This is a genomic window from Romboutsia sedimentorum, from assembly GCF_030131845.1.
Lineage (GTDB): Bacteria > Bacillota > Clostridia > Peptostreptococcales > Peptostreptococcaceae > Romboutsia_D > Romboutsia_D sedimentorum.
The window spans coordinates 582,934-608,577 of the sequence record NZ_JASKYM010000001.1 but is presented as its reverse complement, the minus strand read 5'-3'; the positions used below and the strand labels follow the sequence as shown (position 1 = coordinate 608,577).

Sequence of the window (25,644 nt, the reverse complement as noted above, 5' to 3'; positions counted from 1 at the left end):
GGGCTTTTTTTGCGTGAATAAAAATAGTAATCAAAATGTTATAATATTAAGATAGTCATTATAAAATATTGATTTAAATATATAGAAACATTATGAAAGGATAAAACAATATGAATTTAGATGTATTAAAAAAAGTAGCAAAGTTATTAAATGAATATAATTGTACTTGGGCAGTTGGTAGCTCAGTATTATTATATTTTAATGGCTTAGTAGAAAAGCCAAACGATATAGATATATTAATAGACCCCAAAGACGCAAGTAAAATAAAAGATATTATGAATAAAATAGGTACAAGTAGAAATTCACCATCTAAAGAACCATTCAGAACGGAGGAATTTTTTGGATACATAGTAGATGATACAGAAGTAGAGTTTATGGGTGGGTTTAAAATAGCATTATGCAATGAAAATATATATAATTTTATTTTAGATGAAGATGCTATTGTAGATACTGTAATAATAGATCAAATAAAAGTCAACTTAACTTCACTTGAAGACTGGTTAGTTGCATATAAGGTTATGAATGATCCTAAAGACAGACTTCCATTGATAAAGAAATACTTTCAAACAAATGGTATAAAATACAAGCACTTATTAAAAAGAAACTTATCTAAAAATTTATCTGAAAACATAAATAAAGAGATACTTGAAGCACTTAAGTATTAAAGTATAAAAAGTATTGCCTATACATTGGTAATACTTTTTTAGAAATAAATAAAAAATAAGATTAGAAACTATATAATAGAGGTATATATAAGAGTATATAAAAAATAACAGTAACCATGAGAGGATAATATATATGAATTTTTATCAATTTTCAGCAAAAAAAATGAATACACAAGAAGTAAGCATGAAAGAGTATAGCGGTAAAGTAGTTTTAGTAGTAAATACTGCTAGTAAATGTGGACTAACTCCTCAATTTAAAGATTTAGAAATACTTTACCAAGAATATAAAGATAGAGGATTTGAAATATTAGGTTTTCCTTGTAATCAATTTGCAAAACAGGATTCAGGGAGTAATGATGAGATACATCAATTTTGTCAATTAAATTATGGAGTTACTTTTAATATGTTTGAAAAAATAGATGTAAATGGAGAAAATGCTCATCCATTATATAAATACTTAAAAGAGCAGTCTAAATCAATATTAGGAAAAGAAATAAAATGGAATTTTACTAAATTTTTAATAGATGACAATGGAAATGTGATAAAAAGATATGCACCTACAGTATCACCGTTAAAAATAAAAAGTGATATAGAAGAATTACTAAAAAAATAAAATAATAGAAGATGGAATAATATCATTCCCTAATGGTCTAGAGATTAAAGCCAGGAAACTTAATAATATTGCCAGCACAGAGCGGATATGATGCGCTAAGAAGGCAAGTTCCAGTTTACTACTCAATAAGAAAAGGTAATGTTATATCACATACAACATTAAGTAAAACTACTGTTACTTTAGAAAAAGAGGTAGTAGTAGATTTCCAAAAATAATTTAAAGCAAAGAGTATCTTAAAATGATTTTAAGATACTCTTTTAATATGTAATGATTTATATAAAACTTTTCTATAAATTCATATTGATTAATGTATCTGCTAAATATCCTCCAAGTGCTATTACTGTTTCAATATGAACTAGATACTGTATAGAATGATCAAATAATATAGTGCAATTAGGTGATATTTCATCATCGCCTTCCCAAACAGCTATGCAAATTGAAATTTTAGGAAGTACTTTAAAAACAAAGGATTTATCTGCAAAACCTGCAGGTATACCTCCTATTTTATTTGAACATTGTGAAAAACTCTCACAATTAGAACCAAATTTATTAATAAGCTCTAGTATTGAACTTTTGTAAAAAGCTGGATAAAATAATGCACCACCATTTGGTATTTCTTTTAGACTTACCCACTTATTAGATGTATTGATATATGTGTTTGAAAATGTTAGGTAGTTAAGTATCATTATAGATGCACCTATATTTAAAGGAACTTTACTATCCTTTTTGTATATAGTTTCATAATTATAGTCTAGAATATATTCTTCATTTAAAAATGTAACTGTAAATTGCTTTTTATCGCTACAATATAATACATCTAATTTATCTACAATATCTTTGGGATTTTTTTCTTTTAATTTTTCCCATTCCTTATCATATGCAACTTTGTAATTAGTTTTCATAAGTATGCTCCTTTTATTAAATAATAATTTTAAACTCTTAAGTTTGTTTTTACTATAACTTATATATTTTCTATATTTTATTTCAAATTCCTTCATTGCTTTACATATAAAAATAGATAGACATATACATAAAATATTCTATACTATTATAGGTAAAAGGGGGATTAGGATGAATGATATTATAAAAGCTATAAACAACAGAGTATCACTAAGAAAATATCAAGAAAAAGAAATAAGTAAAGAGCATCTAGATATAATTTTAGAAAGTGCTATAAAAGCACCTACTGCAGGAAATATGATGATGTATTCTATCATAAAAATAAGTGATGAAAAAACAAAAGAAAAGCTAAGTATAACTTGTGATAATCAGCCATTTATAAAAAAAGCTTCGGTTATTCTTATATTTTTAGCAGATATGCAAAAATGGTGTGATTACTTTAAAGTATGTAATATTGAAAATATAAAGCCTTTAGGAATGAATGATTTTATGTTATCAATAAATGATTCTTTAATAGCTTGTCAAAATGCAGTGTTAGCAGCAGAAAGCCTAGATATAGGAAGTTGTTACATAGGGGATATAATGGAAAATTATGAAGAACATAAAACGCTTTTGAATTTACCTGATTATACTTTTCCAGCTGCTATGATAACTCTTGGATACTACCCAGAAAATATGAAAAGAGTATATAGAGATAGGTTTGACAAAGAACATGTTGTATTTGATGAAAAATATAAGAAATTAGATGAAGATGAGTTAAAAGAAATGTTTAAAAACAAAGAAGAAAATATGCCTAAGACAAATCCGTTTAACGTAAATAGTTTTGGTGAATTAATATATAATAGAAAGACAAGTGCAGACTTCTCTATAGAAATGGATAGATCTATAAAAGAGGGAATTAAGTTTTTTACAAAGAAATAATGGATTTTAAATTATCAAATTAAGAGTAAATAATTAAATAGAGTAAATAAAAATAGATTACTAAGTGTTGATAAAACTTTAGTAATTTATTTTTATGTTAAAATTTAATAAATTAAAAACTTGTTAAATTAAAAAAAGTTTGTTTGCATATTAAATAAAATGAAAAATAAATAAATAAATCAAATACTATTGGTATATATTTATATAATTTGAAAGGTGAGAATAATATTGGTATATATACGAATTATGGTAAATTTGAACAAAAATTTAAATATGATAATATTAGTATATTAGAAACTTCAAAAGGAGGATACATATGAAAAAATTAATATTATCAAAGAAGATTATGTTTATATTAATACTAGGATTTATAAACAGATTTATAGCATTATTATATTAATAAATAAGTTTATACTTCATTACAATATACAAAAAAGACATAAATACTTATTAGATATGTATCATAAAGTTAATAAAGAAATCATTACAGAAGTCAATATGTATTCAAAAAGAAAAAACAATTCTTATAAAATAAAAAATTTATTACTGATTCCAGTATTAATCGAAGAAAAATTACTACAAATAAATCAAATCTACAAAGATCATAATCAAGAACATTTCATAAAAAAACAAAAACATTTAACAAATAACCTATATAGTTTAAATGTTTTAAATAAAAAAATGAAAAAATACTTGCATAAAATAAAAAATTTAAAACATTTACTTTAGTGAAAAATTACCTCAAATATGATAAACTATAATAGTATTTTAAAGTGACGGAGGTAATATATGGGTGAAGATATAGATGTAAAGGAAAATGCAGAGCAGGATACTTTTAGTATAACAATGGAACTTCAAAGACCGTTATTTGTTGATAAATTAGAAGAAATTAATGACAAAAATGAGAAGAAATCGAATATAAAGAGAAAGTTATTATTAGGAATAGGTATAAGTGCTGTAATAGCTGTATTAGGAACTTTCATATGGTTAACTCAAACGTATTCACCAAAAGAAACTGCAAAGGCTGCATTGGTAAGTAATAAAAATGTAGACGTTAAAATAAATGATTACATATCGTTTACACCAAAAAATGTAGAAGCTACAAAAGGATTTATATTATATCCAGGTGCTAAAGTAGAACCAGAGGTATATGCACCATTTTGTGAAAAAATAGCTGAAAAAGGCTATGAAGTTGTAATAATTGAATCACCTCTTAATATACCGTTACTTGGCAAAAATGATGCTGAAAAGGTTATGAATGACTACCGTGATATAACACATTGGGTAGTAGGTGGACACTCTTTAGGAGGTGTTGCAGCATCAGATTTTGCATCTAAAAACAATATGGTAGATGGAGTAGTTCTTTTAGCATCTTATCCTATGAATGACGATTTAAAAAAAATGGGCAAAGAAGTGTTATCTATATGGGGAAGTAAAGATGGAGTAGTTAACTTTAAAGATCTTATTAAATCAAGAGAAAAATTACCTGAAAGCACAACGTATGTAGAAGTAGAAGGGGCGAATCATTCTCAATTTGGAGACTATGGACTTCAAAGAGGGGACAATGAAGCTATAATAACTAGTGAAAAACAAATGAATATAACATATAAAAATATAGTTAAATTCTTAGAAAATATAAATTAAAAATGTAAAAAGGAGCTATCTCAAAAATGAGATTAGCTCTTTTTTATATTTATATTAAAAATTTAATTAAAAACGTTTAAATAATCCTAAATCACTTAGTTTATCAGATTTAATATCATTTTTAAACGCATCTAAAAACCACATAATATCATTTCTTTTAATACAGCCTACAATAATAAGTAGGACAAAATAAAATAAAACGACTAAAAGAACTTGAGATACAATCATAGTAGTAATTTGAAGATAATCAAAACTTAACTTTATAAAATAGCCAGATAAAGCTACACAAAGCATAGGCTTTAATAGCCAGTCAAATAATAAAAATTCTAATTTAGTAACTTTTAATAACCTATTTATACTAAGAAGTGAATTTAGTAAAGTACCAACAAATAATACTATAATAAATCCTGTTACACCATTTTTAGGTATCAAAAATAATATTAAAAATATTCTAACACCCATGTCAATTAAGTTGTATCTTAAGGTACTCATTTGCTGATCAAGTGCATTTAAACTTCCATCAACAACTCTATCTAAATACATAAATGGTATAAGAGGAGCTAGTATTTTTATCATAAATCCTACCTCGCTATCATGATATATAGCTAAGCCTAATTCATTAGAAAATATCATAAACAACCCAGATGCAAATATAGCAATTAATAAAGTGAATTTAAAAACCTTCCCTATAATATTATTTACTCTTTTAGTTTGGTTAAGTGCCTTAGCTTCTGATATTTCGGGAATTATAAGTGTTGAAAATGAAGCTAAAAATATTGATGGAAAATATAATATAGGAAGTACCATACCTTTAATCATACCAAATGTAGCTAAAGAAGATGATGATGATGCACCAAATTGTCTAAGAGCACCCGGTATAAGGATATCTTCAACTGTTTTAAGTCCTGTTTGAATATAAGCACTGCAAGCTATAGGAAATGCTATTTTAGAAACAGTAGTTAAAGAATAAGATGAACTTTTACAACAAGCATTTTTATTAATATTTTTCTTTTCAAACTTGTAAAGTATATAGCAAAATACTGTTGAAGCGATTATAGCAAGTGATATAGCAACTGCTATCAAAGCACAAGTATAATCAAGACCTTTAGGTAAATATATACTTATAAACGCTGCTATAATTATCATTAAAGTAGAAACCTCAATAATATCTGAGGTAATACTTTTTACAACTTTTCTCATACCATAAAAATAACCATGAAAACATGCTCCCATACCAACAAAAGGTAAGCTACAAGATAGTATTTTAAGCGGTATAATAGCTCGACTGTCTTCTAACCAGTTCATACTTATAAATTCAGCACCTTCATATAGAGCTAGGGCAGTTAATACAGAGAAAAACAAGCTGTATATAAATGCCTTTTTCATAATACTTTTTATTCTTTGAGAGTTTCCCCGTCCAAGTTCCTCTGCAATCAAGCGTGTAGTAGTTACTCTAATACCAGAGATTGCAAACGTAGAAGTCATTATATGTATACTCATTATTAATTGATATAGGCCTATACCTTCAGCCCCAATTTTATTAGATAAATAAACTCTAAAAGATGTGTTTATAAATCCAAGAGTTACAGTAGTTAAAGTTAAAATCAATGCATTTATTATTAATTTTTTTCGTTTTATAGTTTTTTGCATAAATTCATCTCCCGTAAGTTAAAGTAAATACTTAAAAACAAGCATGTTCATATATATGAAATGTTAATATTAAATATTATACAAATAAGAATATTAAGTATAAAATTATATTTAAGCGTATTTAGATAATTAAAGAATAGCAAAGCTTAATAAAAGTAAAAATATGATTATAAAACATTAAGGAGAAAATAAAATGAAAGTAAGACTAGGATATGTAGCAATAGCACTAAATTTAGAAAAAGTAACTTCATCAAGTACAGTAACTTTTAAAAGATACATAAATATAAATAGTGAAGAAGAAAGATTAAAAAAATTAGAAATAGTAACATATTCAAATATAAAAGCATTAGAGCAGATATTAAACTATAATATTGAAAATAATTTACACTTTTATAGATTAACATCAAATTTAATACCGTTAGCTACACATCCAGATGTAATGTGGGATTTTAGAAAATATTTTAAAGATGATTTTAAATATATTGGTAAAATAATAAAAGAAAACAATATTAGGATAGATGCCCATCCTGATCAGTTTAATGTAATAAATAGTGATAAGGAAAATGTAGTAAAAAACACTATAAGAAATTTAAATATTCAAGTTGATATATTTGAAGATATGAATTATGAAGATGGAAAGATGGTAATTCATATTGGTGGTGCGAGAGGTGGAAAAGAACAATCTATAAAAAGATTTATAGATAATCTAGAAAAATTTCCAAGTCGTATTAAAAATAGATTAATACTTGAAAATGATGATAAAAGCTTTACAGCTAAAGAAGTGTTAGAAATATGTGAGGCAACTAATTTGCCGATGGTTTTAGATGTTCATCATTATAATTGTAATAATGAAGGTGAGGATTTAAAAGATTTATTAGGAAGAATTTTTGATACATGGAAAAACGAAAGCTTACCTCCTAAAATACATTTTTCTAGTCCTAGAGAATTTGAAAATGATAGAAAACATTCAGACTATATAGATGTAGATGCATTTATAGAATTTTTAGATTTCGTTAAACAAAATGTAGATAAAGATTTTGATGTTATGATAGAAGCAAAACAAAAAGATTTAACATTAATAAAACTGGTTAATGATTTAAAAGAAAAAAGAAAAGATTTTAGATATATAGATGAAAGTACAATAGAAATATAAAAAACTTTAGATCAAGTTATCTACAGATTTTTTATGATTTTTTTTATTTAAGGTTTATTTAAGGTTAAGTTTATAATAAGTTAAACTTGGAGTTATATACTAATATCATGATAAAGAGAAAGGAGCATAAAAAATGATTAAATGGGAACTTAAAAAAATTATAAAAGAAAAAAGTAATATAATAGCACTAGTTTTAATGATAATACTATTTTTACAAATAAGTTTTATGAAGCCAATGCTAGAGACACAAAATGAATATTTTAACGAAAGTAAAAATGAATATTTCGTAGATCAAAGAAGTAAAGAAGTAATTGCAAATGAAAAATTAAAAAGTAAGATAGATGAGATAAGTAGTTTGTCTAAATCTATATCACTTGATAAAGAAGTAAGTGAAATGTCAAAGGAAAAACTTAAATTAGATAATGGGGTTAAATACCAGGATGTTAATTTTTATAAGGTCTTATCTCATAGAATGGATTTTGGACTATCGATTGTTATAATGACAATAATAATTGTTATGATATCTTCAAATTTATATATAGAAGAGCAATTATCTAATGTTTCAAGTATTATATTATCGTCTAAAAGCAAAGAAAAAGTACTATATTCAAAGTTAGCAATAGCAATATTTCTACCTATAGTACTATATGGTATATATATTGGAGGTACATCTTTAATAACCTATATTCAATATGGTCAGCCCTTAAATGGAAACTTGCAAGCTTATAGAATATCTGATATAGCAATATTAATTAAAAATATGACAATAAACCAATACGTTATAAGCAAAATGATAACATCTACATTAATGTTAACTGGAATATCAATAGTATCTCTATTATGTTCATTCGTAAGTAATAACTCAGTTAAATCTATAGGGATGTCTGTTGGATTTATAGCTATTGGAAAAATATTACCAATGTTTAAGTTTTTACCATCTACAGTGTTAACGTTAGTAAGTTTAGGAAATTATGTAGATGTAATGATAGGAATGAGTAAAATTAGTGGATTTTACAATGGGACTATAAATATTTTATCAAAGTCATTTGACATATCTAGTTTATGTATAATCGGCTATGTAGCAATAATATTAGTTTCAATACTCGGAAATGTTTATTGTATTAAAAAAGTTTTAACTAAATAAAATAAAAATTTATATAAAGGACTATTAGGAGGAAATAAAAATGAATGTATTAGAATTAAAAAATGTAACTAAAACATATAAGCATAAAAATGCTAATGAAAATATAGACTTGAAATTAGAAAGTGGCGTATATGGGCTTTTAGGTCCAAATGGTGCAGGTAAGTCAACTTTAATGAAACAAATGGCAACTATAACAAAGCCTTCAAGTGGAAAAATATTATATAACAATAAAGATATACAAAGCTTAGATGAAAATTATAGAGAGTTAGTTGGATATCTTCCACAAGACTTTGACGCATACAAAAATTTTAAAGCTAAGGATTTCTTAATGTATATGGCAGCTCTTAAGGGAATGGACAAAAATACAAGTAAAAAAAGAGTTGATGAACTTTTAAAGTTAGTTGGGTTATCTGAAGTTTCAAATAAACTAGTTTCAAAATTCTCAGGAGGAATGAAAAGAAGAGTAGGTATTGCCCAAGCTCTTTTAAATAATCCAAAAGTTCTTATATTAGATGAGCCAACAGCAGGACTTGATCCACAGGAAAGAACTAGATTTAGAAACCTTCTATCTCAAATAGGTAAGGACACTATAGTTATACTTTCAACACATATAATATCTGATATAGAATCTGTTGCAAAAGAAACTATAATGATAAAGGACGGTAAAGTTTTACTTCAAGGGACACATAAACAAATACTTGAAGATATGGCTGGTAAGGTATATACAGTAACTACAACTGATGAAAGTATTGTAAATGAAATTCAAAAAAATTATAAAGTAGTAAACATAAATAGAGGGATAGAAGACACAAGTATAAGATTTATAAGTGAAAATAAACCAAATTATGAAAATATAGAGATAACAAAACAAAGATTTGAAGATGTATATATGTTTTACTTTGACTTAGAAGATGCGAGGGAGGTATAATCATGTTTTCAGTTATAAAATGGGAAATTAAGAAAAGCTTTAAGCCAGGGGTATTTATACTTTGGGCATTAGGATTATTTTTAGCATATAGTTCAATACGCACTACGTTTAGTTTAAATGATGTTTATGCAGACATATTTTCTAAATATTATGGATTGGCACCGATAATGGGACTTGCTATGTTTAGCATGTTTGCAGGAAGTTTTGTATTAGAATATAATTCTAATATGGATGGTCTTATAAAGGCTAGTAAAAATGGGAAAAAACAATTAGTTTTAGGAAAGTTTATAGCTAATGGTATATCTGCTAGTATAATAAATTTATCAATTTTATTTTTAATGGTAGCAAAAGCTATGATGAAATTCAAATTTGAAGGACTAAATTTAAAATTAAAGAGTTTATGGTATTTTGGAAATAGTGGAGTAGATATAAGTGTATTACAAATGTTATTAATAATTATCTTAACTATAATATTGGGTTCATTCTTATTTGCAGGTTTAGGATTGTTTTTATCATCTATAAGTAAGGGAGCTGCGATACCGTTTATATTTGGTGGTCTTTTAATGGGAGCTCCATATCTATTAGCAAACTGGGTTTCAAACACTAAGATATTTACAAATACACCTTTATGGGGAATGTATAGTGCGCAGCTTGTAAGATATAAAGCTCCTATAAGTACATGGATAGTATTTGGTATTGTTGTAGCATTAGGGTTAGTAATATTTTATAACTTAGCTAAAAAATCATTTTTAAAAGAAAGATAATATAAATAGGGCATTTTAAAATATAGTTTTTATTTAATTTAGTTATTGAACTAAAAAAAGTTCTTTTCTAAACTTGATTATAAAATTATTATATTTTGAAATAGCCTTTTTTTGGTATACTAAGTTATAAAGATAATAAATGGGAGGCTATTATGAACGTTAACATAAAAAAAAGTAAAATACTTATAGTAGATGATGAAGTTGAGATTTTAGATTTATTAAAAATGGTATTAAAAAAAGAAGGATTTGAAAATATATATACTGCTGAAACTGGAAAAATGGCAATAGAAATATTTAAAGAGGAAAATCCTGAGTTGGCAATACTTGATGTAATGCTACCTGATATGGAAGGTTATGACATATGTAAGACAATAAGAAAAACTTCTAATATACCAATATTATTTTTGTCAGCAAAGGGGGAGGAGTTAGACAGATTAATGGGACTTGCTATAGGTGGGGATGATTATATAACAAAGCCATTTAGTCCAAGAGAAGTTGCTTTAAGAGTTAAAATTCAACTTAGAAGAAATATGATGGTAAATGATATTAATAAAGAAAATCAAGAAACTAAAATAAAATTTGGACCATTTGAAATAGATGAACAAAAGATTGAAGTAAGAAAAAATGGAATAATAATAGATTTAAAACCAAAGGAATACAAAATGTTTTTATATATGATGAAACATAAAAATCAAATAATAAGTAAAGAAAAATTTTGCGATGAAGTTTGGGGAGAGGATTTTATAGGTTTTGACAATACTATAATGGTTCATATAAGAAGACTTAGAGAAAAAATAGAAGAAAACCCGTCTAAGCCTAAATATATTGTAAATGTAAAAGGATTAGGTTATAAATTAATATTTAAGGATGAGTAATTATGAAGATGAAGTGGAAATTAACCTTAAGATATGTTTTAAGTATAGCTATAGTAGCGACTTTAGTAGTTATATTAAATATAGTAGTAGTATTTGCTTTGATGTTTAATGATAGTATTAGCGCACAGAACGAGTTCGGTGGAAATTATGTTGCTGAATATTATGTGAGAGAGTTTAAGCAATATATACAAATTGATGAAAATAAAGATTTACAAATACAGAATAAAGGAAAAGAATATTTAGACAAAAATAAGTTGTGGATACAGATTTTAGATGAAAATTCCAAAGAAGTATATAGTTATAATAAGCCAAAAGATATTAAAGAAAAGCACACTCCAATAGAACTTATAAATGGTTATAAATATGCTAGTGGCTTTGGAGGTGGTTCTCAAATATTAGTAGGAGACAAAACTTTAGATGATAATAATTACACCTATTTAATAGGATTTCCTATGAGAGCATTGCAAAAGTTTATATTTATAACAGAAACGGATGTTATGAAAAATCTTATAAAATATGCTATCATTACTATAATTGTTATGGACTTTATTGTAGCTATTATATTTGGATATATATTTAGTAAGGGACTTACAAAACCAGTTAAAAAAATTATAAGCGGAGTTGATGATTTATCTAGTGGTAATTATGATGTTTATTATAAAGAAAATGGAATATACGCTAAGGTATTTGGTAAACTAAATAATTTATCTGATAGATTAAAAAATAATGAAATGGAAAGAAAAAAAGTAGAACAAATGAGAGAAGATTGGATTGCAAATATTTCTCATGATATAAAAACACCACTATCTTCTATAAAAGGATATGCAGAAGTTTTAGAAGAGGATTATGATTTCTCATCAGAAGAGATAAAAAATTATGCTAGTATAATTAATAAAAAAGCTGATTATATAAAAGAATTAGTAGATGATTTAAACTTAACAATGAAATTGAAAAATAACAAATCATCAATCAATAAAGAAGAAGCGAATATTGTAAATATAGTGAAAGATTGCGTTATAGATATATTTAATGATCCTAAATATAGTGAAAGAGATATCGAATTTAAGGAAAGTAAGCCATCTATAATGGTCAATATAGATAAAACTCTTATAAGAAGAGTGATAAATAATCTTATATATAATGCATTGGTTCACAATAGTGAAAAAACAAGCATATCTGTTAGCGTTTTTCAAAAAGAAAAAGTACATATACTAATTTCTGATAATGGAGAAGGTATAAGTGAAGCTGAATTAAAATACATATTTGAAAGATACTATAGGGGCACTAATACAGGTGAAGCTCATAAAGGATCAGGGCTTGGAATGGCTATAGCAAAAGAAATTGTAAGTGCACATTATGGTGAGATAAATATAAGTAGCGAAATTGGAAAAGGTACAGTGATTGAAATAATTTTATAATATTAGATTTAAGGTTTATTTAAGATTTAATTAAGTCTCAGTTTATATACTTTGATTTGAAAATACAATATAATATCTAATATAAGCACTGACATAAATAGGAGGAGAACAATATGAAATCAAGATTTGAAGGTAGTTTATTAGGTCTTATAGGAGTTAATATATTAGCTTGGGCAATAACTTTTGTTACTTTTGGGATAGCTGCACCGTGGGGTATGTGTATAAAATATAAATGGGAAGCTGAAAATACTGTTATAGAAGGTAGAAGGTTAAACTTTGTTGGTAGTGGCTCTAGTTTATTTCTACATTATATTAAATGGTGGATATTAACTATCATAACTCTTGGTATATATGGATTTTGGTTGTATATAAAATTGTTACAATGGAAAACTGAAAATACTATATTTGAAGACTAATTAAAGACTTAATGTATTTTTTATTAGATTATAAATTTAAAAATAGCCATCAGACTAATTTACAAAATAGTTTGATGGCTATTTAAAATTAACACCAGTGGTTAACTAAAAAATTAGCAATATTCTCAAATGGTATTTTTTCAGTTTTAAATAAACCCTGGACAACTAACCCATCGACAATAGATACTAATAAAAATGAAAGTGATTCTGAATCCTTTGTTCCACTTTTCAAAATCTCATTTTTAAGAGTTTCTCGCCACTCAACGTATTTGATTTTTATTTGCTCCTTTAAAGTATCATTTCCAGTTATTGCTTCACAAAGAATATACATATGTACACGGCCACGATCTTCAATAGAAGATATATTTTTTAGGATAAGATTTATCATTTGATCTTTTGGATTTTTAGATTCAACACCTTGAACACAATCTAAAACAGTATTAGTGATGATTTCTAAATGCATATTAGCAATATCACATATTAAATCATCCTTTGAAGAATAGTGATAATAAAGAGTACCTTTACTTATATCTACAGCTTTTGCAATATCTGCTAAACTAGTATTTTTAATACCATTTTTTGTTATTAACTCTGTAGCAGTTAATAAAATATTTTCTTTCATACCAATTGGTTTCATAAAATCAACCTTTCTGCATACAATTCCCATTTTAATAAATTAATTATAAACTTATAAAAAATTATTGTCAATAAAGCTAAGTTTTGTATCAAAGAATGTTTATTACACTTACTGTTAATAGTTTTTTAATTGTTGACTTTTTAAATAACTGAGGGTACAATAAACGTATAAGTCGGTCGACTGACTGATTGATAAAAATGAAAATAGTTAATATAAATAGATAAAAAATTCATATGTATAAAGTGAGGAAAAAATATGAGTAAAATAAAGATAATAACAGACAGTTCGTGCGATTTAAATAAAGATATAATAGAAAAATATAACATTGGAGTAATAGGGTTAAATGTATCATTTGGAGATGAAACATACATTGATGGAGAAATGGATAACGATATTTTCTATAAAAGAATGGGAGAGTCTAAAGAACTTCCAAAAACATCTTGTCCTTCACCAGATAAGTTTACTAAAAGTTATGAATGTGAAGAAAAAGAAATCTTAGTTTTTACAATAGCATCAAAATTATCAGCAACTTATTCAACTGCAATACTTGCAAAAAAAATGTATTTAGAAGAGAATGAAAAAAAAGAAATTGAAGTTATAGATAGTCAAAGTGGTTCTGTTGGTCATGGTCTTTTGGTTGTAAAAGCAGCTCAGTTGGCTAAAGAGGGTAAATCATTAAGGGAGATAGTACAAATAATAGAAAGTATAAAACATAACTTAGTATTCTTTGGTTCACTTGAAACACTAGAAAATGCTATAAAAGGTGGAAGAGTAAATCCGATAGCTGGAAAATTAATAAATGCTCTAAACTTTAAGGTGATAATTCAGGTTGTAGATGGATTAGTTAAGCCAGTTGATAAAGCTAGGGGTGAAAATAATTGCCTTAAAAAGGTAGTTGAAAGTGTTAGTTCAAAAATAGCTAAGGGCGAGAAAAAGGTATTAGCAATAGGACATTCTAATTGTTTAGAAAAGGCACTTAAAGTTAAAGAAATGATGATTGAAAATAATAGCTTTGAAGATATTACAATAAGTGAAGTTGGTTCTGTAATGGGAACATATACTTCAAAGGGAGCAATTTTAATAAGTGTATTATAAGAGAGGGAGACCTCTTTTTTTTTGCTTTTTTTTAGTAATATAGTGATTTGAAATTGATAAAAAATTCACTTTGATTTATAAAAACAAACTTTGGAAAAACGGTTGCACAAAAAAACATAATGTGGTACAATTCAACTATAAAAGCAATGCAAACGATTGCTCAAAATATTAGGAGGACAATATTATGGGAATAAAGAGAATTTTAAGCTTAGTAACAGTAACAATGTTAGTAGCAAGTAGTGTTGTTGGATGTGGTTCAAAAGGAGGAGATGCTGCTAAAGGAGACAAAGTAAAAGTAGATATCTTCCAATTTAAAGTAGAAGCAAAAGATGCACTTGAAAAAGCAGCAGGAGTTTATGAAGAAAAGAATCCTAATGTAGACATAAACATAGAAACTGTAGGTGGAGGAAACGACTACGGAGCAGCGCTAAGATCTAAATTCCAATCAGGCCAAGAACCTACTATATTTAATATAGGTGGTCCACAAGATGTTAAAGATTGGGAAGGTAAAATTGAAGATTTATCAGATCAGCCTTGGGTTAAAGATGCATTTGATGGAACTTTAGGTTCAGTAACAAATGACAAAGGTATGTTTGGTATGCCATTTAACCAAGAAGGATATGGATTTATATATAATAAAGAAGTATTTAAAAAAGCAGGCATAGACCCAGCTACTATAACTAGCTATGATGCTTTAGACAAAGCAGTTAAAACACTAGACTCTAAAAAAGATGAATTAGGTCTTGAAGCTGTATTTGCAGTTCCAGGAAAAGAAAAATGGGTTACAGGACTTCATTTATTAAATACAGCATTAGCTAATGAATTTGAAAGTGGAAAGCAAGCTTATGAAGCTAAAAAATTAGACTTTAAATACAATAAGGAATTAAAAGAGTTACTAGATTTACAAACTACATATGCATATAAGCCAGATGGAAAAGTTCCATCTATAAACAGTGTTGATTACGCTATGCAAATTGAACAAAAATATTCAACTGGAAAAGTAGCTATGGTTCAAATGGGGAACTGGGCATATGGTGGAATCGAAGGTGTTAATAAGGATATAGCAACTAATTCGGGAATATTATCAATGCCAATTAAAGGTGTTAAAGAAGACTCTGTTCCAGTTGGAGTTCCAATGTACTGGTCTATAAATAAAGATAAAAGTTCTGCAGAAAAAGATGCAGCTAAAGATTTCTTAAATTGGTTATACACTTCTGATGAAGGTAAGAAAATGATAATAAATGATTTTAAATTTATACCAGCATTTAAAGGTTATGAAAGTGATGAATTAAAACCAAAAGATCCATTATCAGCAGATATATTAAATTACGCTAATAAAGGAAAAACTATGCCATGGGTATTCATGGGATATCCAAGTGGATGGGGAGAGCTTGTAGTTGGCTCTGATATACAAAAATATATAGATGGAAGTATGACTTGGGAAAATTTAGTTAAAAATGCACAAAAAACTTGGGCAGAAGAAAGAAAATAATAAGCTATTAATGAATAGGAAAGTACGTTAGTACTTTCCTATAATTGAAATTATAACTTTTAATTAAAATCGAAAGAAGTAAAATCCATGAGGAGGATAAGATTATGAAAGAAAAAACTGAAGTAGTTAAAAATAAAAAGCCAACTATAAAGAGAAAATCAAAAAACAACTTATCATATTGGGCTTTTGTAGGACCTAGTGTATTTGCATTTACATTAGTGATATTTATTCCATTAATATTAGGAATATATTATTCACTTACTGACTGGAATGGAATTAGCTCACAAATAAATTTTGTTGGATTTGAAAACTATATAAAAGCTTTTTCTGATGAAGGTTTTAGAAGTTCATTCTTCTTTACAACTAAATTTACTATAGCAGCAGTAATTGCTATAAATATTATAGGATTTGGATTAGCACTTTTAGTTACAAGAGAGTCGAGAATAAGTAATTTATTAAGAACGGTATTCTTTATGCCAAATTTAATAGGTGGATTAATATTAGGATTTATATGGCAATTTATATTTGTTAATGTATTTAATGGTTTAGGTCAAGCATTAGGCCAAGAATGGATGATGGGATGGCTGTCAAATGAAGTTACTGGATTTTGGGGAATGGTAATAATAGTATCTTGGCAAATGGCAGGATATGTTATGGTTGTATATGTAGCAGGACTTCAAAATGTACCACCTGAGTTAAATGAAGCTGCAAAGATAGATGGAGCTAATTGGTGGCAAAGATTAAGAAATATAACTATACCAATGGTAAAACCAGCCTTTACAATAAGTTTATTTTTAACTCTTTCAAACTCATTTAAATTGTTTGATCAAAACTTAGCACTTACAAACGGTGGTCCAGGAAATGCAACTCAAATGCTTGCATTAAATATTTACCAAACAGCGTTTACGCTTAATAAGATAAATTTAGCACAGGCTAAAGCTGTAATATTCTTTGTGATAGTTGCAGTAATAGGATTGGTTCAAGTTTATTTAACTAAGAAGGATGAGGTGGAAGCATAGTGAAGACGAATTTAAGACATTGGTCAATGAATGTTTTGGGGATAGTATTAGGATTAATATGCTTGTCTCCATTTTATATAATAATTGTAAACTCATTTAAAACTAAAGGAGAGCTATTTGAAAGTACATTAGCATTACCAAAAGGGATGAATGTTGATAACTACACAAATGCTTGGGAAAAACTAGATTTTATAAAAGTACTTGGAAACTCTTTACTTATAACTATTATAAGTGTTCTATTTATAATATTGTTTGCTTCAATGGCAGCTTGGATGTTACAAAGAACAAATTCTAAAGTTTGTAACATAATATTACTTATAATGGTTGCTTCAATGTTAGTAACTTTCCAATCAATAATGTTACCTCTTGTAAATATAATGGGTAAATTAAAACTTCTTAATATACCAGGAATTATATTTATGTATATAGGATTTGGTAGTGCATCAGCTATATTCTTATATCATGGATTTGTAAAAAGTATACCAAAAGAATTAGATGAAGCAGCATTAATAGATGGATGCACTAAGTGGCAAACATTTAGATACATAATATTCCCATTATTAAAACCTATATCTATAACTGTTGCAATACTTAATACAGTTTGGATTTGGAATGACTTCTTATTACCTTCATTAGTAATAAATACACCAGGGACAAGAACTATACCACTTTCAATGTTCTTCTTCTTTGGACAATATACAAAGCAATGGGATTTAGCACTTGCAGGATTAGTACTTACTATAATACCAGTATTAGTATTTTACTTCTTCGCACAAAAACACATAATAAAGAGTGTTACTTCAGGAAGTATAAAATAAATTCTTTAAGGGGATAGCGATATGAAAAAGACATGGTGGAAAGAAGCAGTAGTATATCAGATATATCCAAGTAGCTTTATGGATAGCAACAATGATGGTGTAGGAGATATAAAAGGAGTAATACAAAAACTAGATTACCTTAAAGAATTGGGAATAGATGTTATATGGCTAAGTCCAGTATATAAATCGCCTAAGGATGATAATGGATATGATATAAGTGATTATGAAGATATAATGGATGAATTTGGAACTATGAAAGACTTTGATGAACTTTTAAATGAAGCTCATAAAAGAAATATTAAGATACTAATGGACTTAGTAGTAAATCATAGCTCTGATGAACATAAATGGTTTATAGAAGCTAAAAAATCTAAAGATAATAAGTATAGAGATTATTATATGTGGGCAGATCCTAAAGATGGAAAAGAACCAAACAACTGGGGTTCATTCTTTGGTGGAAGTGCTTGGAAATATGATGAAAAGTCAAATCAATACTATCTTCACTTATTTACTAAAAAACAACCAGACCTAAACTGGGAAAGTGAAGATATGAGAAAAGATATTTACTCTATGATGAAGTTTTGGCTAGATAAAGGTGTAGATGGATTTAGGATGGATGTTTGCAATTTATATTCTAAAGCTAAGGATATGTTAGATATTGATGAAAATGGAGCTGAAGGATTATATATGAATGGTCCTAGGGTACATGAATATTTCAAAGAAATGAACAAAGAAGTGTTTAGCAAATACAATATAATGACAGTAGGCGAAACTCCAGGGGTTAGTCCAAAACATGCTAGAGATTATGTTGGAGAAGATAGAGATGAACTTAATATGCTATTTCATTTTGAGCTTATGGATTTACCAAATCAAAGCGATAAGTTTTATAAAAAGCCATATAAGTTAACTGATGTAAAAAATATATTTATGAAGTGGTATAATGGACTTCATAATGTAGGTTGGAACTCTTTGTTTATGAATAACCATGATCAGCCAAGGATGGTATCTAGATTTGGTAATGATAAAGAATATAGAGTAGAGTCTGCAAAAATGTTAGCTACATTAATACATACATTTAGCGGAACACCTTATATATATCAAGGTGAAGAAATAGGAATGACTAATGTTGAATTTGATAATATAAAAGATTATAAAGATGTAGAAACTTTAAATTATTATAATGAAAAGATTGTAGATGAAGAAGAACTAGAGTTAATGAAGAGAATAAAAATTACATCAAGAGATAACGCAAGAACACCAATGCAGTGGGATAAATCTGAAAATGCAGGGTTTACGAAAGCAACACCTTGGATAAATGTAAATCCAAACTATAAAGAGATAAACGTTGAAGATTCATTAAAAGGCAAAAATTCTATATTCTATTATTATAAAGATCTTATAAATTTAAGACATGAAAATGATGTTATTGTATATGGAGATGTAGAATTAATCTGTGGCGAGGATGAAAATGTTTTTGCATATAAAAGAAACTTGAAAAATGAGGAAATTATAGTTATACTTAATTTCTATAATAATAAAATAAACTTTGAAATACCAGCATATTTAGATATTAAAGAGTCACAAATAATGATGTCTAACTACGAAGATAAGATAATTAAAAATAATGTTATAACATTAAGACCTTATGAAGCTATAGTATATAAGGTTAAGAATAAATAGCAGGATTTAAGTATACAAAGTGTTGTTGTACAGGAGGAAACTATGAAAGTTACTATAAAAGATGTAGCAAGAGAAGCTAATGTTGCTACATCTACAGTGTCAAGGGTGTTATCAGATAATCCAAGGATAAGCGAAGAGACTAAAATAAGAGTTAATGAAGCTATAAAAAGATTAAATTATAAGCCCAATCCCATAGCTAGAAGTCTAGCAAAAAACAAAACAAGAATATTAGGAGTAGTACTTCCAAATGAAGCGGATGACTTATTATCTAATCCTTTCTTTGTTAATGCTATGAAAGGTATGAGTATGTATGCACAAAGCAAAAACTATTATATAACATACGCATTTAGCAAAAATAAAGAAAATGAACTAGAAAACATAAAAGAAATGACTCAAAGTCATCTAGTAGATGGAATTATAATGCTAAGAGTCAAAGAAAATGATGAGAGCATTGAATACTTAAAAGATAGTAAATTTCCATTTGTAGTAGTTGGAAGACCAGAAAATCCAGATGAAATACTATGGGTAGATAATAATAATTTCCAAGCAATGTATGAAGTTGTAAACAAACTTATACAAAAAGGTCATAAAAGAATAGGTTTTGTTGGAGCAATTAAAAATCTTAATATGTCAAAAGATAGATATAAAGGATATGAAAAAGCTCTTGAAGCTAATAAAATAAAATTAGACCAAAGTATTATAGTTTATAAGGATGAGTTTAAAGAAAGTGAAGGGGAGTTTGGATGCAGAGAGCTTCTAAAAAATGAAGACTTAACAGCTATAATAGCTACAGATGACCTTTTAGCATTTGGAGTTTTAAAAGAATTAAGATCTAATAAAATAAAAAATATAGCTACTGTAGGATTTAATAATACTCAATTAGCACAATATCAAAAACCACCTTTGGCATCTGTTGATATAAATGCAGATAAGCTTGGATATAAAGCTGCAAAATTATTAATAGAGACATTAGAAGAAGAAGATAAAACTAATACTAATAGACATTATATAGTAAAGACAGAATTCATAAAAAGAGATTCTTTCATGTAAAAAAAAACATACAACAACACTTAAGTAAATTATACGTGCGCAATCGATTGCGTTTAGAGGAGGTAATTATGGTCGAAGCATTTATATTTGATTTGGACGGAGTTATAACAGATACAGCACACTATCATTACCTTGCGTGGGAGAAGCTAGGTAATGAAATAGGAATAAAAATAGATGAAGAATTTAATGAAACTTTAAAGGGAATTAGTAGACTGCAATCGTTAGAAAAAATACTTATACTAGGAAATAAAGAAAATGATTTTACAAACGAAGAAAAAGAAAAAATGGCAAATTATAAAAACAGTTACTATGTATCGTTAATAGAAAATATAACATTTAAGGATGTATTGCCAGGAATATTAGAGTTATTAGAAAAGATAAGATTAAATAATATAAAAATAGGATTAGCATCTGCTAGCAAAAACGCAGTAAAGGTTTTAAATAACTTAGAACTTACAAAATACTTTAATTTTATAGCAGACGCAGCTATATGCAAAAACAGTAAACCAGCACCAGATATATTTCTTATGGCAGCTAAGGGGCTTAATGTAAATCCTATTAATTGTATAGGTATTGAAGATGCAAGTGCAGGAATAGATGCAATAAATGATGCTAAGATGTATTCAGTAGGAGTTGGAGATAGAGAAATTTTAAATAAAGCTAAATTCGTAGTAGATAGTACAGAAAAATTGAAATTTGAAGCTTTAATAAAATTATTTGAAGTCAAAAACTAATAAAACAAGTTTAATTTAAAAGGTGGAGAATTTTATGAGACGTTTATTTGAAAACATTAATGAATGGAAAATAATACAAGACAACATAGAGTTTGAAGAAAATAGATTAGCTGAATCAATAATGAGCTTAGGTAATGGATATATGGGAATGAGGGGCAACTATGAAGAAAGCTATTCTAAAGATAGTCATAGAGGCTCATATATAGGTGGAATATGGTATCCAGATAAAACTCGTGTAGGCTGGTGGAAAAATGGATATCCTAATTACTTTGGAAAAGTTCCAAATAGCATAAATTATATAGGTATCAATATTTGTATAAATGGAGAAGCACTTGATTTAGCAAAAGCTAATGTAGAGCAATTTTATAGAGAGTTAGATATGAAAAATGGAGTATTAACTCGTAAACTTATAGCTGATGTTTCTGGAAATAAAATAGAAGTAAATGTAGTAAGATTTCTGAGTATAGCAACAAAGGAATTAGGTGTTATAAAATATGAAGTTAAGTCATTAAATTTTGATGGAGAAGTAACATTTATACCTTATTTAGATTCTAATGTTAAAAATGAAGATTCTAATTATGAAGAAGCTTTTTGGGTGAATATATCATCAGAATCTAGTAAAAATACTGGTAGTGTAGTTGTAAGAACTAAAGACAACTCTTTTGAAACAGAAGTGTTTACTGTAGGGGCAAATATGAAAGTTAAATCTAGCAAAGAGCCTAAGATACGTACTAACACAAATAAGGAATATTACAGCGAAAATACTATGATATTTGATGTTAAGCAAGGTGAAACTGTAGGTATTGAAAAATATGTAAGTATAACTACAACTAGAGATTATAATAAAGATGAACTTTTATGTAAAGGAGAGCAAATATTATCTAATGAATTTGACAAAGGATATGAGCTTTTACTTAAAGAACATTGTGAAGCTTGGAATAAAAGATGGGAAAGTGCAGATATAAAGATAGATGGAGATAAGCTTGCACAACAAGGTATAAGATATAATTTATTCCAATTATTCTCAACCTATTATGGAGAAGATTCAAGACTTAATATAGGGCCAAAAGGATTTACAGGAGAAAAATATGGCGGAGCAACTTATTGGGATACAGAAGCCTATTGCTTACCGGTATATCTTGGAGTAACTAAAAAAGAAGTATCTAAAAATCTTTTAGTATACAGATACAATCAATTAGATTATGCTAAGGCAAATGCTAAAAAATTAGGCCTTGAAGGTGCTCTTTATCCAATGGTAACATTCAACGGTGAGGAATGCCATAATGAATGGGAAATAACTTTTGAAGAGATACACAGAAATGGAAGTATGATTTATGCAATATATAACTACACAAATTATACTGGAGACTTTGAATATATAAAAGAAAAAGGAATAGATGTAATAGTTGAAGTAGCAAGATTTTGGGCAAGTAGAGTTCATTTGAATGCTAGAAAAAATGTATATATGATTCATGGAGTTACAGGTCCAAATGAATATGATAATAATGTAAATAATAACTGGTATACAAATTATATTGCTAAGTGGTGTCTAGAATATGCATCTGAAAATATAGCTTACTTAGAAAATGAAGACATAGAGGCTGTAAACAGAAATAATGTAAGCAAAGAAGAATGTGAGAAATGGATAAATATAGCATCTAAAATGTATTTACCATATGATAATGAGTTGGATATAATAGTACAACATGATGATTTCTTAGACAAAGAACTTATAAAAGTTAAAGACTTGCCAAAAGAAAATTTACCACTAAATCAAAAATGGTCTTGGGATAAAATACTTAGATCATGTTTTATAAAACAAGCAGATGTATTACAAGGAATGTATTATTTTGGTGATAAGTTCACAACAGAGGAAAAGAAAAGAAACTTTGATTTTTATGAACAATATACAGTTCATGAATCTTCATTATCACCTAGTATATACTCAATAATTGCATGTGAAATAGATAATTTAGATAAAGCCTATGAATTGTATTCAAGAACTGCAAGACTTGATTTAGATAATTATAACCATGACACTGAAGATGGTCTTCATATAACTTCTATGTCGGGGGCATGGCTTTCTATAGTACAAGGATTTGCTGGAATGAAAACATTCAATCAAAAATTATCGTTTAATCCCAAATTACCTAAAAATTGGAACGGGTATAGCTTTAATATAAATTATAGAGAACATATATTAAATATTGAAGTTAACAAAGAATTTGTTAAGATAACAAACTTAAGCGATAAATCTGTAAATGCTATAATTTATGGACAAGAGTATAGCATAGATGATGAAGTAACAGTTTGTTTAGTAGTTAACCCTTAAATTTTTAATTCTTAGGAAAAATTAAGGTTTAAGATAACTATGATTTATACTGTAAAATTACATTAACTAAATTTTATAAAAACTATTTAAAAACACTAGCTTAGCTAGTGTTTTTTGTGTATTAAAAATAATTATAATTTGATTTGATTTGTATATATAAAACCATTTTTTTGCTGATTTTAGATTTCGCTTTCTATTTGTCAGTTTACTAATTATTAAAACTATCTTATAATTAAAAATATGAAATACATAAGACAAAAATCGACAAAAAATACTATTGTATTTATTGACTAAAAATATAAAAAAATAAATTTTAGAAAAAATAAAATACAATTTTTTTTAAAAAAAATAGCGAAGAAGAGGAAAAAGCTACTATGAAAAAAAGACTCAATAAAAAGAAAGTGATAATAGTAATTCTTATCCCACTAGTAGTTGTATTTACTTTATTGACTGTTATTATAGTTGAAGGAAAAAAACATGGAAACAGTAGTGAAGAAGCTACAAATAATAAAGAATCAGATGATAAACACGATATTAATGAAAATATTAAAAATGGAGTATCGGATATAAAAAAATTAGAAGTTAAAAGTATTGAAAAAATTCAAGCGCAAATAAATAGCATACAAAATAAAAATCAAGAAGATAAATCTAATACAAATAATGAACGAAATAAAAAAATAGATTATGAAACATTATTTGAAAATACTGTCATAATGGGAGACTCAAGAACTGAATCTCTTACAGAGTATGGTATGTTAAGTAACTCATCAGTAGTTGCTTATAAAGGAAGAACTACAGCAAAAGCTAAGGACGATGTCAGCACAATTGTTGACTTAGTACCATCAAAAATAATTATGACTTATGGAATGAATGACCTGCAGTTATATAGCAATTCTGATGATTTTATAAAAAGCTATGAAATATTAATAAAAGATGTGAAAAGTAAGTTGCCAAATTCTAAAATATACGTAACCTCAATATTACCAGTACAACAAAATGCTGTGGAGGAAGAGCCAAAATTTAATAAATTAGAAGATTTTAATATAGCATTAGAGAGCTTGTGCAGTGATTTACAAATTGAGTTTATGAATGTTGGAACTTTAAATTCAAAGTATTATGAGCCAGATGGAATACATTTTAGAGCAGATGCTTATCCAATATTATTAAATTTAATGGCTAAAAAAGCAAATCTATAAGGGATGTGACTATTTTGAATAAGAAACTAAAAAGAAGTTTAATTAGCTCTATAGTTATGATTTCTATGATATTTATGAGTGGGTGTGGCAATAGCCAAGATAAAAATCTAGGAGATATAGAAAAATATATAAGTAGTAAAGTTAGTTTAGATAAGATGGAAAAAGGAACTAGCAAAACATTAAAGAGATACTATGGATTAAATTCAAATGAATTAGAAGATTTTGTACTATATACTTCAAAATCAACTATGGATGTAGATGAGATGTTAATGGTTAAAGTTAAGGATGAGAGTCAAATACAATCCATAGAAGATGTTATAGATTTTAGGATTAACAAACAATTAGAAAGTTTTAGTGGGTATGGACCTAAGCAATGTGAACTTTTAGATAACTATGAAATAAAAGTTAAAGGCAAATATGTATTCTTTGCTGTATCTGAAAAAGCACAAGAAATGAAGGATGCCTTTAAGGAAAGTAGGTAAAGATGTGGTTTTTAGTAG

The 25,644-nt window shown here is 27.1% G+C and carries 25 protein-coding genes; 22 read left to right on the top strand and 3 right to left on the bottom strand.

Going from position 1 to position 25,644, the window contains the following annotated elements:
- The first annotated feature begins 110 nt into the window (after positions 1–110).
- The 3 genes from QOZ84_RS03220 to QOZ84_RS03210 all read left to right on the top strand — a co-directional run bounded on the left by QOZ84_RS03220 (position 111) and on the right by QOZ84_RS03210 (position 1,493).
- The gene (locus tag QOZ84_RS03220; protein ID WP_284131520.1) at positions 111–665 is read left to right on the top strand and encodes a nucleotidyltransferase family protein; all 555 of its coding nucleotides are present in this window, start codon (positions 111–113) and stop codon (positions 663–665) included.
- A gap of 133 nt (positions 666–798) precedes the next feature.
- Complete coding sequence (locus QOZ84_RS03215) at positions 799–1,278, top strand: glutathione peroxidase (protein ID WP_284131519.1); 480 nt, start codon at positions 799–801, stop codon at positions 1,276–1,278.
- Between the two features lie 68 nt (positions 1,279–1,346).
- Positions 1,347–1,493: a hypothetical protein gene (locus QOZ84_RS03210; RefSeq protein ID WP_284131518.1), complete on the top strand. Its 147-nt coding sequence runs from the start codon at positions 1,347–1,349 to the stop codon at positions 1,491–1,493.
- Between the two features lie 72 nt (positions 1,494–1,565).
- Here the strand turns inward: QOZ84_RS03210 and QOZ84_RS03205 are convergent, their stop codons facing one another.
- The gene (locus QOZ84_RS03205) at positions 1,566–2,180 is read right to left on the bottom strand and encodes a DUF3786 domain-containing protein (RefSeq protein WP_284131517.1); all 615 of its coding nucleotides are present in this window, start codon (positions 2,178–2,180) and stop codon (positions 1,566–1,568) included.
- A gap of 169 nt (positions 2,181–2,349) precedes the next feature.
- Here QOZ84_RS03205 and QOZ84_RS03200 point away from each other — a divergent pair, with 169 nt between their 5' ends.
- On the top strand, positions 2,350–3,099 hold the full coding sequence (locus QOZ84_RS03200; RefSeq protein WP_284131516.1) for a nitroreductase family protein: 750 nt from the start codon (positions 2,350–2,352) through the stop codon (positions 3,097–3,099).
- Between the two features lie 789 nt (positions 3,100–3,888).
- Positions 3,889–4,743 carry an alpha/beta hydrolase gene (locus tag QOZ84_RS03195; RefSeq protein WP_284131515.1) on the top strand — a complete coding sequence of 285 codons (855 nt, stop codon included), beginning with the start codon at positions 3,889–3,891 and terminating at the stop codon, positions 4,741–4,743.
- A gap of 66 nt (positions 4,744–4,809) precedes the next feature.
- On the opposite strand, the gene QOZ84_RS03190 is transcribed toward QOZ84_RS03195, so the two are convergent.
- Positions 4,810–6,393, bottom strand: coding sequence for an oligosaccharide flippase family protein (locus tag QOZ84_RS03190; RefSeq protein WP_284131514.1), 1,584 nt, complete (start codon positions 6,391–6,393; stop codon positions 4,810–4,812).
- A gap of 193 nt (positions 6,394–6,586) precedes the next feature.
- On the opposite strand from QOZ84_RS03190, the gene uvsE reads away from it, so the two are divergent.
- The 7 genes from uvsE to QOZ84_RS03155 all read left to right on the top strand — a co-directional run bounded on the left by uvsE (position 6,587) and on the right by QOZ84_RS03155 (position 13,091).
- Positions 6,587–7,546, top strand: a complete 960-nt coding sequence (gene uvsE, locus QOZ84_RS03185; protein ID WP_284131513.1) for a UV DNA damage repair endonuclease UvsE — start codon at positions 6,587–6,589, stop codon at positions 7,544–7,546.
- Positions 7,547–7,679: 133 nt separating this feature from the next.
- Positions 7,680–8,690: a hypothetical protein gene (locus QOZ84_RS03180; protein WP_284131512.1), complete on the top strand. Its 1,011-nt coding sequence runs from the start codon at positions 7,680–7,682 to the stop codon at positions 8,688–8,690.
- Positions 8,691–8,730: 40 nt separating this feature from the next.
- Positions 8,731–9,618, top strand: a complete 888-nt coding sequence (locus tag QOZ84_RS03175; RefSeq protein ID WP_284131511.1) for an ABC transporter ATP-binding protein — start codon at positions 8,731–8,733, stop codon at positions 9,616–9,618.
- 2 nt (positions 9,619–9,620) lie between these two features.
- Complete coding sequence (locus tag QOZ84_RS03170) at positions 9,621–10,382, top strand: hypothetical protein (RefSeq protein ID WP_284131510.1); 762 nt, start codon at positions 9,621–9,623, stop codon at positions 10,380–10,382.
- A 152-nt stretch (positions 10,383–10,534) separates the two neighbouring features.
- Positions 10,535–11,257, top strand: a complete 723-nt coding sequence (locus QOZ84_RS03165) for a response regulator transcription factor (protein WP_331496505.1) — start codon at positions 10,535–10,537, stop codon at positions 11,255–11,257.
- Positions 11,258–11,259: 2 nt separating this feature from the next.
- Positions 11,260–12,675 carry a sensor histidine kinase gene (locus QOZ84_RS03160; protein WP_284131509.1) on the top strand — a complete coding sequence of 472 codons (1,416 nt, stop codon included), beginning with the start codon at positions 11,260–11,262 and terminating at the stop codon, positions 12,673–12,675.
- A gap of 113 nt (positions 12,676–12,788) precedes the next feature.
- Complete coding sequence (locus tag QOZ84_RS03155) at positions 12,789–13,091, top strand: YjgN family protein (protein WP_284131508.1); 303 nt, start codon at positions 12,789–12,791, stop codon at positions 13,089–13,091.
- A gap of 88 nt (positions 13,092–13,179) precedes the next feature.
- Here QOZ84_RS03155 and QOZ84_RS03150 read toward each other — a convergent pair whose 3' ends face one another.
- Positions 13,180–13,728: a TetR/AcrR family transcriptional regulator gene (locus QOZ84_RS03150; RefSeq protein ID WP_284131507.1), complete on the bottom strand. Its 549-nt coding sequence runs from the start codon at positions 13,726–13,728 to the stop codon at positions 13,180–13,182.
- 255 nt (positions 13,729–13,983) lie between these two features.
- On the opposite strand from QOZ84_RS03150, the gene QOZ84_RS03145 reads away from it, so the two are divergent.
- From QOZ84_RS03145 to QOZ84_RS03100, 10 genes are all read left to right on the top strand, one after another.
- Positions 13,984–14,823, top strand: a complete 840-nt coding sequence (locus QOZ84_RS03145; RefSeq protein ID WP_284131506.1) for a DegV family protein — start codon at positions 13,984–13,986, stop codon at positions 14,821–14,823.
- A gap of 184 nt (positions 14,824–15,007) precedes the next feature.
- Positions 15,008–16,315, top strand: coding sequence for an ABC transporter substrate-binding protein (locus QOZ84_RS03140; RefSeq protein ID WP_284131505.1), 1,308 nt, complete (start codon positions 15,008–15,010; stop codon positions 16,313–16,315).
- A 104-nt stretch (positions 16,316–16,419) separates the two neighbouring features.
- Positions 16,420–17,334 carry a carbohydrate ABC transporter permease gene (locus QOZ84_RS03135; RefSeq protein ID WP_284131504.1) on the top strand — a complete coding sequence of 305 codons (915 nt, stop codon included), beginning with the start codon at positions 16,420–16,422 and terminating at the stop codon, positions 17,332–17,334.
- A complete protein-coding gene (locus QOZ84_RS03130) occupies positions 17,334–18,152 on the top strand; it encodes a carbohydrate ABC transporter permease (RefSeq protein ID WP_331496504.1) in 819 nt (272 codons plus the stop codon). Before QOZ84_RS03135 ends, QOZ84_RS03130 begins: the two co-directional genes overlap by 1 nt.
- A 21-nt stretch (positions 18,153–18,173) precedes the next feature.
- The gene (locus tag QOZ84_RS03125; RefSeq protein WP_284131503.1) at positions 18,174–19,832 is read left to right on the top strand and encodes a glycoside hydrolase family 13 protein; all 1,659 of its coding nucleotides are present in this window, start codon (positions 18,174–18,176) and stop codon (positions 19,830–19,832) included.
- A gap of 42 nt (positions 19,833–19,874) precedes the next feature.
- Complete coding sequence (locus QOZ84_RS03120; protein WP_284131502.1) at positions 19,875–20,882, top strand: LacI family DNA-binding transcriptional regulator; 1,008 nt, start codon at positions 19,875–19,877, stop codon at positions 20,880–20,882.
- Between the two features lie 68 nt (positions 20,883–20,950).
- Complete coding sequence (gene pgmB, locus QOZ84_RS03115; protein WP_284131501.1) at positions 20,951–21,616, top strand: beta-phosphoglucomutase; 666 nt, start codon at positions 20,951–20,953, stop codon at positions 21,614–21,616.
- Between the two features lie 34 nt (positions 21,617–21,650).
- Positions 21,651–23,948 (top strand): glycoside hydrolase family 65 protein, encoded by a 2,298-nt coding sequence (locus tag QOZ84_RS03110; protein WP_284131500.1) that lies wholly within the window; start codon positions 21,651–21,653, stop codon positions 23,946–23,948.
- A 374-nt stretch (positions 23,949–24,322) separates the two neighbouring features.
- Positions 24,323–25,144 (top strand): GDSL-type esterase/lipase family protein, encoded by an 822-nt coding sequence (locus QOZ84_RS03105; protein ID WP_284131499.1) that lies wholly within the window; start codon positions 24,323–24,325, stop codon positions 25,142–25,144.
- Between the two features lie 14 nt (positions 25,145–25,158).
- A complete protein-coding gene (locus tag QOZ84_RS03100) occupies positions 25,159–25,626 on the top strand; it encodes a DUF4358 domain-containing protein (protein WP_284131498.1) in 468 nt (155 codons plus the stop codon).
- Positions 25,627–25,644: the final 18 nt, after the last annotated feature.